Source organism: Stenotrophomonas sp. FW305-C-20-S1 (assembly GCF_058783335.1).
On record NZ_JBYTEK010000007.1, the window covers coordinates 62,110 to 75,040 of the forward strand.

The window sequence follows — 12,931 nt, forward strand, 5'->3', positions numbered from 1 at the left end:
TCTCTCACCAGAACAATAGGATCCCGACATGACAAGAAAGATTATCGACCTCGATTCCCTTCAACCGAATGGAAAACGAGGCGAGACACAGCGGCCGGCGTTCACCAAGATCAACGACAATTTTGCCGAGGTGTATAGCGGTTTGAAGGACGCTCAAGAGGCCGTCACGGCAATTCCAGCAGCCCTGGATGCAGCGTTGGCCGGTAGATCACTGGCCAGGAACTACCTCGTCAATGGTGACTTCCGCTTCTGGCAGCGCGGGTGGGGCCTGGCACAGGGCACAGGTTCGAACTATCTGGCCGATCGCTGGAAGCGTGACAACGGCAACGGAACGCTTTCAATGGCGCGCTTCCCGCTGGAGCCGGGGCAGACCGCAGTTCCTCGCAATCCGCGCTGGTACATGAATGTCAACGTAGGCGCCTCTTCGGCCAGGAACAGCTACCAGCGCGTTTCGCAATTGATCGAAGACGTAACACTGCTCAGTGGCAGGAAGCTGACGCTTTCCTTCTATGCGAAGGCAGCGCCCGGATCAAAGATTGCCGTGGAAATCGAGCAGGATTTCCGTGGTCAGGACTCCTCGACACAGATGTTTGCTGGCATCGCCACGCTGACAGGAACCTGGAGCAGGTACACGATGACGTTCGATGTACCCAGTGTTTCCGGAAAGAACACCAACGGTGCCGGACACTGCACATGGGTCTCGCTGTGGATGTCCACCGGTCCGGACTTCAGCAATCGGGTTCCAGGCCTGGGGCATCAGACAGGCAACTTCGACATCGCGATGGTGCAGTTGGAAGATGGCGCTGCAGCCACCGACTTCGAGCGTAGACCAGACGCATTGGAGCTGCTGCTGTGCCAGCGCTACTTCGAGAAGAGCTACAACATAGATGTACCGCCTGGCACCGCTGATGGGGCCGGTCGGGACAACCAGTTCTATGACCGCTCGGTCGGCGTGGGCAGTACCTCGCACATCCGCTGCCGCGTACTGAAGCGGGCGACGCCTGCTTACACCGTCTACAACGACACAACCGGTGCCGTCAGCCAGGTCTCTGGTGCATCTGGTGGTGCCGGCACGGTGACGTCGATCGTCAACCCAGGCCAGTCCGGAGCCCAGGTCAACTATGTGTCGGCACCCGGGAACTGGGGTTCCTCCTTCCACTGGACTGCAGATGCGGAGCTTTGACATGTATCAACTGACGCACGATCCGGACATCATCAAGTGCACAGGCACCGGAGCGTTCATTCCGCGTGGCCACTGGATGTGGCGAGATTATGAGACGTGGATCCTGGCTGGCAACGCGCCCTCGCCAGCGCCGCCGCCCTACCCGGCGGGTTCCACCGAGCACCTCCATCTGCTGCGCCGCCAGGCGGAGCAATGGATGTGCGAGTACGTCCAGACACTGGGGCATACATCCATAGAAAGCTGCTGTAGCTACATCAGCAGCGTGATCTCGGGACTCTCCTGCGAGGCCCGAGCGATGGTGGCGTGGCGCGATGCAGTCAATCTGGCATTGACAAATCTGACCATCGCATCGCCCGAAGATGCGCAGACCTGGGAACAGATCAGGCAGAGACTACCGCAGCCGGAGACATTCGACTGGGTGCGCGGGACTTCCGACAGCGGTCCGCCGGAGCGCGGGCCCACAGGAATCTAGAGGAGCGTTCATGGCAAGAAAAATCATCGACCTCGATACCATTCAAGCGAATGGTAAGCGAGGGGAAACGCAGCGCCCGGCGTTTACCAAGATCAACGACAACTTCGCCGACGTCTACGCAGGCCTGGAGGGCGTACAGACCGCCGTGGACGGCCTGGACAGCCGAATGGCAGGCCGCAACCGCCTTATCAACGGTGACTTCCGGGTCTGGCAAAGGGGTACGGCGTTTTCCGCATCTACCGGTGCCCGTCCTACCGCCGATCGCTGGCTGGTGAACTCGCACGCGACCACTCTCTCTGCATCGCGCGACGACATTGCGGCAGGCGGTGGTGCGGCGGGAAGGCTGATCGCAGGTTCCCGTCACCTGCTGAAGCTCGTCGTCGAAAGTGTCGCCGGCGCCGACAGCATGGCACTCGTCCAGCAGCGCATCGAAGACGTGCGTACGTTCGCGGGAAAGCGGGTCACCGTCAGCTTCAAGGCGAGGGCCACGGTCGACAACTTCAAGGTGGGCCTGGAATTCCAGCAGTCGTTCGGCGCCGGCGGCTCAACGGCAAGGGACAGCATCGGCGGCGGCGTCACGCTCGATACGATGTGGCGCTGGCACCAGTTGACCGTGGATGTGCCTAGCATCGCAGGGCAGACCCTGGGCGCCGACAGCTATCTACAGCTCAGCCTGTGGCTGGACGCGGGCGCGAACTTCGCAGGTCGCGCGTTCGGGGCGGGACAGAAGAGTGGCGTGGTCTATCTGGCTGAAATGCAGGTCGAGGAGGGTGACACCGCGACCGATTTCGATCGCCGGCCCGAAGCGCTTGAACTGTTGCTGTGCCAGCGCTACTACGAAGCAGTTGATGTGAACCGGATCCTGGGAATCACCTACACCGCCAACGGCGATTCGCGCGCCTGCATCCCGTTCAAGGTACGCAAGCGCGTGGCGCCCAGGATCACCTCGCCCTCCACCGCGCTCAACCTGGTGGGCTTCGGCTCCGAAGGCAGTCTCATCAACTTCAACGGCGGCGATCCGGGCTGGCAGTCCACCGTGGACGCGGCCGTGTTGTCCTCGATGTCCAACAACATGCAGCAGTACGGAGCGGTCGTGGTGTGGTCGACCACCTCCCAGGTTCTGGTGCACGCAGACGCGGAGCTCTGAGCCATGAGCGCAATCACGACCGAAACCGGCCGCGTCAGCGGCTTCACCACCAATGCGTCACTGCGCCCCGGACACCGTGTGATCGTGCCCTGCGGTCAGCCGTCCCATCCCGTACCGCCTCATCCCGCCACCGCCCAGGAGCGCACCTCATGATCACCGCCGATGCCCAGCAACTCGAGCCGGGTGGCCGCATTACCGTCTTCGAACTGGACGCCAGCAGTTTCGGTGCCGACCAGCTGTTCTTCCACGCGCACCTGCAGAGCGGTGTGATCATCTGGCAGGGTCAGGAGTACGGCCCTTGGCCGATCGAAGCCAGCGGCTTTGAACGAACCGGCGACCAGCCGCCGAACCCGAAACTTCGGGTCAGCAACATCGATGGCCGCATCACCGCGATGTGCCTGCTGTTCGATGATCTGGTCGGCGCCCGTGTCATCCGTCGGCAGACGCTCGCCAAGTACCTGGATGCAGCCAACTTCGAAGAGGGCAATTCCAGCGCCGATCCGGCAGAACACTTCCCCGACGAGGTCTGGTTCATCGAGCGCAAGGTCGGTGAGGACAAGCAGACGGTGGAGTTCGAACTGACCACGGCCATCGACCTCAATGGTGAGCAGTTGCCTGGTCGGCAGATCATCGCCGGCATGTGTGGCTGGCTGGTGCGGGGTGGCTACCGCGGCCCTTATTGCGGCTACAACGGGCCGGCGGTTGCCGATGGCGACGACGTGGCCACCGATGACCCCGCCCGCGACCAGTGCGGGGGCCGTGTGCGCAGCTGCAAGATGCGTTTCGGCCAGGACAAACCCTTGCCCTACGGCGGCTTTCCCGCCGCTGGCCTGCTTCGTTCCTGATCCCGCTCTCCGACTTTCCACTTCAAGGCCCGCTCGCGCGGGCTTTTTTCATGGGTGAAACATGCAACCAACAACCCTGCAGGCCATCCAGGCACATGCCGTGGCCGAGTACCCGCGCGAGTGCTGCGGGCTGATCGTGGCCATCGAAGGCCACGAGCACTATCTGCCGTGCCGCAACCTCGCGGGCACACCCAGTGAACACTTCCGCCTGCCGGCCGAGGACTATGCCGTGGCCGAAGACAAGGGCGAGGTGCTGGCCCTGGTGCACAGCCATCCGGACGCAGCTGCCACACCGTCGGACGCGGATCGGGTGATGTGCGAGCACAGTGGCCTGACCTGGCACATCGTCAGCGTCGGTCAGGTGGATGGCGAGGCACCCGAATGCGGTGACCTGCAGACCATCCAGCCGAATGGCTATGTTGCGCCGCTGGTCGGCCGCCAGTTCGCCCACGGCGTGCTGGACTGCTACAGCCTGGTGCGCGACTTCCACGCGCGCGAACTGGGCATTTCCTTGTCCGACTACACCCGCGACGACGACTGGTGGGACAACGGCCAGGACCTGTACAGCCTTGAACGACTGCATGCGGAAGGCTTCGACCTGATCGAAGGCGAGCCGCGGCGTGGCGACATGATCCTGATACAGATCCGCTCGCCGGTGACCAATCACGCCGGCGTCTACCTGGGCGACGGGCAGATGCTGCATCACCTGCACGGTCGTCTTTCCGAAACCGTGCCCTACGGCGGCATGTGGGCCGAGCGCACCCGTTGCATCGTCCGCCATCGCGAGGTGCGCCATGACTGACCGTCTTCGTACCATCCGCCTGTACGGCAAGCTGGGCGCGCGCTTCGGGCGCAAGTTCCGGCTGGCGGTGAACAGCCCGGCCGAGGCCGTGCATGCCCTATGCGTGATGCTGCCTGGCTTCCAGCAGTACCTGATGGGTGCAAAGGCCAAGGGCATGGAGTTTGCCGTGTTCAACGGTAAACAAAATCTCTCCCGGGAGCAGTTGCACGACCCGCCGGGGCAGGATGACATCCGTATTGCGCCTGTCATGGTGGGCAGCAAGCGAGGAGGCATATTGCAGACCGTCATTGGAGTGGTCCTGATCGTCGTTGGCAATGTCATTACCGGACTGTCGTATGGCTGGGCGGCCCCCGTCGGAGGCGCGTTGGTCAACATCGGTTGGGGCATGGTCTTCGGCGGTGTCGCCCAAATGCTCACCCCACAACCAAAAGGTATAGGCGCCAAAGACTCCCCCGACAACGCTCCCAGCTACAGCATGAACGGCACCGTCAACACCCAGGCGCAAGGCAATCCTGTCCCGGTGGCCTACGGCGGCCATGACAAGAAAGGCATGTTCATCGGCTCGGCCGTGATCAGCGGCGGCATCCTGGCGGAGGACCAGTTTTGAACCAGATCATTCATTCCGCACAGCGTGAGCGCAGTGCACCCATACCCACATTGGTGGGTGCAAAGAAGGGCGCCAGCAATGCACGCACGCCGGTGGAAACGCCGGACAGCCTGCACTCGATGGCAGTGGCCCGCATCATCGACCTGGCCAGTGAAGGCGAGATCCGCGGGCTGGTAGCGGGCAAGCAGTCGATCTACCTGGACCAGGTGCCGATCGAGAACCCGGACGGCACGCTGAACTTCTCCGGCGTGGACGTGCAGACGCGTTCCGGTACCCAGGACCAGGAGCACATCAGCGGCTTCCCCTCGATCGAGAACGAAGTCGGCGTCAACGTCGAACTGCGCAGCGACGCGCCGGTGGTTCGCACCGTGTCCGGTGCCGATCTGTCGGCGGTGCGCATCCGCTTTGCGGTGCCCGCGCTGCAGAAGACCAACACCGAAAACGGTGATACCGAGGGCTATCGCATCATGTATGCGGTGGACCTGTCCACGGACGGCGGCCCGTTCAGCACCGTGCTGAACGACGCTTTCAGTGGCAAGACCACCAGCCAGTACGAACGCAGCCGCCGCATCGATCTTCCGGCAGGCAGCCAGTGGCAGGTGCGCATCCGACGGCTGACCGCGAACGCCAACAGCAGCACCATCGCCGATACCGTCAACGTGCTGTCGATGACCGAGATCATCGATGCCAAGCTGCGCTATCCCAACTGCGCGCTGGCGGCGGTGCAGGTCGATGCCAGCCAGTTCCAGAACATTCCCACGCGCTCGTATCAGCTGTGGGGGCGCATCGTACGCATTCCGTCCAACTATGACCCGCTCACCCGCGTCTACAGCGGTGTGTGGGATGGCACCTTCAAGAGCGGCTGGACCAACAATCCGGCGTGGGTGTTCTTCGACATCGTCACCAACGATCGCTTCGGCCTGGGTCATCGCATCCCGCTGGACTGGGTGGACAAGTGGCGCCTCTACCAGATCGCCCGCTACTGCGACGAACTGGTCAGCGATGGCCAGGGCGGCAGGGAGCCGCGATTCACCTGCAGCCTGTACCTGCAGACCCGCGCTGAGGCATACAGGGTGCTGCAGGACATCGCCACCATGTTCCGTGGCATCAGCTTCTATGCAGCCGGCCAGGTCATGGCTTCGGCCGACATGCCCAAGGACCCGCTGCTGACCTACAGCCAGGCCAATGTCATCGAGGGCCGCTTCCACTATGCGGGCAGCAGCCGCACGGCGCGGCACACCGTCGCTCTGGTGTCCTGGATCGATCCGGATGATTTCGGCCGGCAGAAGGTCGAAGTGGTGCAGCACCTGCCGGGGGTCGCCCGCTATGGCATCAACCAGACCGAAGTGACGGCGGTGGGTTGCCATTCGCGTTCGCAGGCGCAGCGCGTGGGCAACCACATCCTGCACACCGAGATGCTGGAAACCGAGACGATCAGCTTCTCGGTGGGGCTGGATGCCCTGGGTTGCATGCCCGGCGACATCATCCAGGTGGCCGACCCGAACCGCGCCGGTCGCCGCAATGCAGGGCGCATCCGCAGCGCGGGTGCGCGCACCTTGGTGCTGGACCAGCCGCCGGAGAAGATTGAAGCCGGTGATACCCTGCGTGCGACGCTGCCCAATGGGCATTCCGAAGCACGTACCGTGCAGTCGGTTGATGGCGAGACGGTCACCGTCACCGCGCCGTGGTCGGCAGTACCGGTCGCGCAGTCGGTCTGGGCACTGGAGTCGCCGGAGCTGGCGCTGCAGCAGTACCGCGTGCTGTCGATCAGTGAAGGCGAAGAGCTGACCTACCAGATCACCGCGCTCAAGCATGTGCCGGGCAAGTACGCCGCCATCGACGATGGCACGCGCCTGGAGCAGCCGCCGATCAGCATCGTGCCACCCAGTGTGCAGCCGCCGCCAGCGAACGTGCGGATGGCCTCGCATGTGGTCGTCGACCAGGGTATCGCCACTTCCGTACTCACCATCGAGTGGGACGCGGCGGACAAGGCGATTGCCTATGACGTGGAATGGCGTCGTGGTGATCTCAACTGGGTCCGTGCCGGCCGCGTGGGTACGCAGAGCCTGGAAGTGCGCGGCATCTACGCCGGCCAGTACCTGGCCCGGGTTCGTGCAGTCAATGCGCTGGGAGCGGTGTCGCAGCCGATGGTCAGCGCGCTGACGACGATTGAGGGCAAGACCACGCCACCGCCGTCGCTCTCATCGTTGACCAGCACCAGTCGCCCCTTCGGCATCGCACTGTCCTGGGGCTTCCCCGAAGGCGCAACCGACACCGAGCGTACCGAACTTTGGTACAGCACCGGTCCCAATCGTGAGAGCGCGATCAAGCTCGGTGACTTCGCCTATCCGCAGGCCCAGCACCAGATGAACGGCCTGGCAGCGGGCGCGCGTTTCTGGTTCTGGGGAAGGCTGGTGGATCGCAGCGGCAACATCGGCCCTTGGTATCCCCTTGATGTCGGGGTGATCGGCGAATCGAGCAGCAACCCAGACGACTACGACAGTTACTTTGCTGGCCGCATCAACGAAAGCGCGTTGGGTCAGCAACTGAGGGGCAAGATCGAGCGCCTCACCGGGGTGCTGCCGCTGGTCTGGGACGCGGCGGCGACCTACGCCCCAGGCGAGTCCGTCATCCACGACGGTCGGATCTGGAGCTGGCAGGGCAGCGCCGCAGGCAACGAAACGCCACCGGGCAGCCACTGGAAGGACATCGGCGACGCTGTTGCTGAAGCGGGTGCCATTGTTGGTCGTGTCGATCAGCTTGAGATGGACGTCACCGACGTGGATGGCAAGGTGGCCGCACAGGGTCAGAAGGTCGACGGATTGTTCGCCCAGGTCAGTGACCACAGCGCGGGCGAGGAGGACTACAACGTCGGTGAGAACGACGTTACTGCTGGCGCCATCACCGTCTACAGCGTTATGGCCGAGAAGGACACGGCATTGGCCAAGCGGGTGGATACGGTCGAGGCATCCATCGATGGTGTGCCTGGCAAGATTGAAGGTGTCAGCGCAGCCGTGCAGCAGGTCTCGCAGGCGGTGGTGAACCTGGATGGCAAGGTCAGCGCGACCTATACGGTCAAGGCGCAGATCACCAGCGCTGGGCAGATCTATATGGCCGGCATGGGCCTGGGCGTCGAGCAGCAGCCCGATGGCAGTTACCAGAGCCAGATCCTGATGCAGGCCGATCGGTTCGCCCTCATCAATGAAAGGAACGGGCAGATCACCACGCCTTTCGTGGTCGAGAACGGACAGACCTTCATCAGCCAGGCATTGATCGGCAACGGCAGGATCCAGAACGCGATGATCGGCGATTTCATCCAGTCCAACGCAGTGGGTGCCCGAGGGCAGCCCCGCTGGCGGTTGGACAAGAGCGGTGCGATGACCATGACCGGCCCCGACAACGGCGGCTATCTGACCATCGTCAACAACGTGATCCAGGTATTTGATGCAGCCGGAACGCTGCGCGTGCAGATGGGGGTGTGGTGATGCCAGCAGGAATCCAGGTATTCAATGCCGACGGCAGCCTGGGTTACGACCCTCGGGGCAGGCTGTTCCGCGTGCTTGCACGCGTGCAGTACAGCACGGTCGACGGCAGCGCCCCCTTCTCTCGGCAACCGGAGGATACCGATCTAACAGCGGTCGCTCGCGGCTGGTATGCCCCGGATTTCACCATCGATATGGCCTCGGGCACCATCAGCTGGCGCCATGTCAATGTTCCTCTGAAGGACCGCTATCCAGGCACTGTCGAAATATGGGCGCGCTGACATGACCGCAGGAATCAAGATCATCAATGACTGGGGCACGGTGCTGATCGACGATGCCTTCCCGACACTGGCGATGCTCGCTCAAGGTACCGCTACGCTGGACAGTGAAGGCAGCCGCTACATCGGCAACCATGCTGGTTCCGTGGCCGTGCGCTCGACCGCAGTGGTGGGCAGCCAGTACTACAACCAGATCGATGGCTATCCGGCCGGGCTGTATCTGTTCGGTCCACCCGGCGCGGTGGTGCAGTGGTATGTCTACGCGCCGCCACAGGAACCGCCGAGCAGTTTTGGCCTGATCATCCGTGACAGTGCTGGCCGGCTGATGTTCGACGCAGGCAGGAAGGCCGCACGGGTGGCAGGTCTGCGTTCGGCATCGACGCGCCCCGGGTGGCAGGGCAGTGCACAGTTCGATCCTGGTCGGGCGTGGGCGGTGATGCCTCTGGTCTCCGCGTTCGATTCGGTGAATTCGTTCCGGCGATGGGGCGATCCACAGGAGTACCTGCAATACGAGGACGTAAGTGTTTCCGGAGGGGCAGTGAATGGTGGCACCATCACGTTCGGGATGACGTCCACGGCTCGTCGCACCTATGGTCCCTACTATGGGCTGCCTCTGCCGACCGGGTTCACCTATACCGGGAACAACGCGTCCCTCGCAGTGCTCGATGTCACCGGCTACTAGCGCCGCCAGCGCATAATGTCGGATGCAAAGGAGCCGGGCGGCCATTTGAGCCGCCCGGCCCCTTCCCGTAGACTGCGCCCCTTCCACGCTCCCCGACGACGCACTGCAGTGATCACGCCACCCTGACCCTTGCCGCCCCTCGGCAGCCGGCCCAACCGGCTCAGGAACCCGCGTCTTTCACTGCAGCGCCACGTGGCCCGGCCCACGTGTGCGCGGAGTTTTCCCATGCAAACGTCTTATCCCCTGCGCCAGCAATGGCTCGGCAACCTCCGTGGTGATCTGCTGTCCGGCACCGTCGTCGCCCTGGCACTGATTCCCGAAGCCATCGCGTTCTCGCTGATCGCCGGCGTCGACCCCAAGGTCGGCCTGTACGCTGCTTTCTCCATTGCCGTCATCACCGCGATTGCAGGCGGCCGCCCCGGCATGATCTCTGCCGCCACCGGCGCGATGGCCCTGGTGATGGTCGACCTGGTCAAGGACCACGGCCTGCAGTACCTGTTTGCCGCCAGCATCCTGGCCGGCCTGCTGCAGGTGCTGGCCGGCGTGTTCAAGCTGGGCTCGCTGATGCGCTTCGTCTCGCGCTCGGTCATCACCGGCTTCGTCAACGCGTTGGCCATCCTGATCTTCCTGGCCCAGATGCCCGAGCTGATCGGCCGCGGCCCCACCGTGTATGTGCTGTGCGCCGCCGCGTTGGCGATCATCTACCTGCTGCCGCGCATCAACCGCGCAGTGCCTTCGCCGCTGGTGGCGATCATCGTGCTCACCGCCGTGGTCATCGGCTTCGGCATCGATGTACGCAGCGTGGGCGACATGGGCCAGCTGCCCGACAGCCTGCCGTACTTCCTCATCCCCGATGTGCCCTTCACCTGGGAAACGCTGCGCATCCTGCTGCCGGTGTCAGCCACGCTGGCGGTGGTCGGCCTGCTCGAATCGATGATGACCCTGCAGATTGTCGAGGACATCACCGAGACGCCCAGTGAGCGCAACCGCGAGTGCGTCGGCCAGGGCCTGGCCAACACGGTCACCGGTTTCCTCGGTGGCATGGCCGGCTGCGCGATGATCGGTCAGTCGGTGATCAACGTGACCTCCGGCGGTCGAGGCCGCCTGTCCTGCCTGGTGGCCGGCGTGCTGCTGCTGGTGCTGGTGGTATACGGCAGCGACCTGGTGCGGCAGATCCCGATGGCCGCACTGGTGGCGGTGATGATCATGGTCAGCATCGGCACCTTCAGCTGGCGCTCGCTGCGCGACCTGCGCACGCATCCGCGCAGCTCGTCGGCAGTGATGCTGCTGACCGTGGTGGTCACCGTGGCCACCCACGACCTGGCCAAGGGTGTGCTCAGCGGCGTGCTGTTGTCTGCCCTGTTCTTCGCCCGCAAGGTGGGCCGCATGCTCGACGTGCAACGCGAAGACGTTGCAGACATGGACATGCAGGTCTACCGCGTGCGCGGCCAACTATTCTTCGCCTCCGCCGGACAGCTGGGTGCGGCGTTCGACTACCAGCACGTGGCGCCGAAGGTACAGATCGACCTGCGGGAGGCCCACCTGTGGGACCTGACTGCCGTCGCCGCGCTGCAACGCGCGCAGGAAAAGCTGGCCGCGCATGGCGCCGAAGTCAGTGTTGTCGGCCTCAACGCGGCCAGCCAGACGCTGATCGAACAGGTGGGGGACAGGGGCGGTGCGTACTGATGGCCGCTTGCTGTTTTCGCTTGCAAGTTTTCTGATTGAGGCCTGCCTTCACCGGATGCACTGTGATTTCGTGCATTCGGCACAGATCGGAAAAGGACGAGAGATGATCGCAATACGCGTGTTTCCGGTACTTCTGTACTCCGCACTGGGTCTTGGCTTGACGGCGCTATCGCCCAGTGCGGTTGCGACCTCGCCCCGCATCGTTATCGAACATGTTTCCCACCACCGCGCAGGAACCGCTGAGGCGGCGGCGATCGCACGGTGGCTGGACAGCATCCCGGATGCGGATCGGCGGACGATGGAGCTGGGCACGATTACGGTGCAGCAGCGCCGGCCCCCCTCCGATGCCTGGGCCTCTGCCGCAGTGGCCCCTCCCGTTCCGCTTCCGGCCTCGGGTGCTGCCGGTGAGAAGATCACCATCACCAATGAGCTTCCCGGTGGCTTCGTGGAAACCTGGACGTTCCAGTGGGTTGCGGGAGAGGGTGGGGGCGGTTGGAAGCAGACCGATTACGAAACGCACGCGCCGATCGTGCAGCCTGATCGGCCCAACGAGCTGTGACGGAGCGGTGGTGGCCGGTCGCAGCAGGCCACCACCGCTCCAAAGTTGGTCGCGTCAGGTTTCTGCGGTGCCGTCCGCGCAAGCTGAATTCAGTCAGCCATCTGAAACCGCCGCTGTCGTAGGATCTGCACCGTGATCGGGGCCGATGGACGGACCCTCCCGGCCGGCACCCGCTGGCCACAAGCAAGGGAGATGCAAGCAATGCAGGTAATGGATGCCCATGGGGGCAATGAACAGATCGCCTCCGGCCGTCGGTACTGGAAGGTGCTGGCCCTGTGCCTGGTGCTCACCGCGTGCCAGGCGCCTTCTACCCCGGCATCGGCCGAAGCGGCGGCCGCTCCGGTTCCGCTCGCCGCGGCAGCGCCGGCAGCGCCCCCCCATGCAGTGACCGGTGATTCCTCTCGGTACCCGGATGCGTCCTACACGGACGGTCGCCTGCGCCCGGCTTATGGCTGGTGCGTGGATGGCGTGGAGGATGCGGGCAAGCTGCAGGCCTGCGGCAAGGATGAACTGGCCTATCAGGAAGGGCGCCTGCAGGAGGGTGCCAGCAAGACTGTGACCGGGCTCGACGCTGCTGCGAAGCAGGCGTTCCTTGCCACCCAGGCGACCTGGCGCAGCGATACCGACCGTCATTGCTCCGCTCCGACCAATGCCGGCGTGGATGACCTGAAGGCACAGGAGTGCCGCCTGTTCCGCGTGGCCAACCGTGCCGACGCATTGATGGCGCAGAGCGGCCCGCCCGATACCTCCTACACCCAGGCAACGCTTCGCCCGGAATTCATCCGCTGTGTGCAGCAGGCCCGTGGCATGAACGACCATATCCAGGCCTGCGGCGATACCGAGCTGGCCTACCACCAGACGCAGCTGCAGGCCGAAGTGGCGCGCCTGATGAACGGCCCCGACAGTCCGGCCAAGGACCGCTGGATGGACGAACAGGCCACTTGGGCCGAGGACACCGACAAGCGCTGCAGCCCGGCTACAGAGAGCGTGGGCCAGGCGCTGGACGCGCAGTCGTGCCTCATCAACCGCTACGCCAACCGCGCGGTGGAACTGCAGGCGCGCGAGCGCCGTTGATGTCGGCTGAAACCTGAATTCAGTCAGGCACCGGCATTCTGCGCTGGCGTAGCATCCTCACCGTGATGGGGCCGATGGACGGCTCCTCTTTGCCGACCCACCCGGCGACTCACC

12 protein-coding genes are annotated in these 12,931 nt (G+C 64.0%); all 12 read left to right on the top strand.

Features of this window, described 5'->3' with window-relative positions; all coding sequences use genetic code 11:
- The first annotated feature begins 28 nt into the window (after positions 1–28).
- The gene (locus AC3WTC_RS05560; protein WP_492710916.1) at positions 29–1,183 is read left to right on the top strand and encodes a hypothetical protein; all 1,155 of its coding nucleotides are present in this window, start codon (positions 29–31) and stop codon (positions 1,181–1,183) included.
- Position 1,184: 1 nt separating this feature from the next.
- The gene (locus tag AC3WTC_RS05565; RefSeq protein WP_223483431.1) at positions 1,185–1,655 is read left to right on the top strand and encodes a hypothetical protein; all 471 of its coding nucleotides are present in this window, start codon (positions 1,185–1,187) and stop codon (positions 1,653–1,655) included.
- A gap of 10 nt (positions 1,656–1,665) precedes the next feature.
- The gene (locus tag AC3WTC_RS05570) at positions 1,666–2,802 is read left to right on the top strand and encodes a hypothetical protein (RefSeq protein ID WP_492710918.1); all 1,137 of its coding nucleotides are present in this window, start codon (positions 1,666–1,668) and stop codon (positions 2,800–2,802) included.
- 149 nt (positions 2,803–2,951) lie between these two features.
- Positions 2,952–3,647 (top strand): phage minor tail protein L, encoded by a 696-nt coding sequence (locus AC3WTC_RS05575; RefSeq protein ID WP_099786232.1) that lies wholly within the window; start codon positions 2,952–2,954, stop codon positions 3,645–3,647.
- Between the two features lie 61 nt (positions 3,648–3,708).
- Positions 3,709–4,449, top strand: coding sequence for a C40 family peptidase (locus AC3WTC_RS05580; protein WP_492710920.1), 741 nt, complete (start codon positions 3,709–3,711; stop codon positions 4,447–4,449).
- Positions 4,442–5,056: a tail assembly protein gene (locus AC3WTC_RS05585; RefSeq protein WP_492710922.1), complete on the top strand. Its 615-nt coding sequence runs from the start codon at positions 4,442–4,444 to the stop codon at positions 5,054–5,056. The genes AC3WTC_RS05580 and AC3WTC_RS05585 overlap by 8 nt, the downstream gene beginning before the upstream one ends.
- Positions 5,053–8,541 (top strand): TipJ family phage tail tip protein, encoded by a 3,489-nt coding sequence (locus AC3WTC_RS05590; RefSeq protein WP_492710924.1) that lies wholly within the window; start codon positions 5,053–5,055, stop codon positions 8,539–8,541. The genes AC3WTC_RS05585 and AC3WTC_RS05590 overlap by 4 nt, the downstream gene beginning before the upstream one ends.
- Positions 8,541–8,819, top strand: coding sequence for a hypothetical protein (locus AC3WTC_RS05595; protein ID WP_492710926.1), 279 nt, complete (start codon positions 8,541–8,543; stop codon positions 8,817–8,819). The genes AC3WTC_RS05590 and AC3WTC_RS05595 overlap by 1 nt, the downstream gene beginning before the upstream one ends.
- 1 nt (position 8,820) lies before the next feature.
- Positions 8,821–9,498: a hypothetical protein gene (locus tag AC3WTC_RS05600; RefSeq protein ID WP_099786231.1), complete on the top strand. Its 678-nt coding sequence runs from the start codon at positions 8,821–8,823 to the stop codon at positions 9,496–9,498.
- A gap of 225 nt (positions 9,499–9,723) precedes the next feature.
- Positions 9,724–11,184 carry a SulP family inorganic anion transporter gene (locus AC3WTC_RS05605; protein ID WP_492710928.1) on the top strand — a complete coding sequence of 487 codons (1,461 nt, stop codon included), beginning with the start codon at positions 9,724–9,726 and terminating at the stop codon, positions 11,182–11,184.
- Between the two features lie 7 nt (positions 11,185–11,191).
- Positions 11,192–11,743: a hypothetical protein gene (locus tag AC3WTC_RS05610; RefSeq protein ID WP_223483434.1), complete on the top strand. Its 552-nt coding sequence runs from the start codon at positions 11,192–11,194 to the stop codon at positions 11,741–11,743.
- Positions 11,744–11,953: 210 nt separating this feature from the next.
- The gene (locus AC3WTC_RS05615) at positions 11,954–12,817 is read left to right on the top strand and encodes a lysozyme inhibitor LprI family protein (protein ID WP_105163268.1); all 864 of its coding nucleotides are present in this window, start codon (positions 11,954–11,956) and stop codon (positions 12,815–12,817) included.
- The last annotated feature ends 114 nt before the right edge of the window (positions 12,818–12,931 follow it).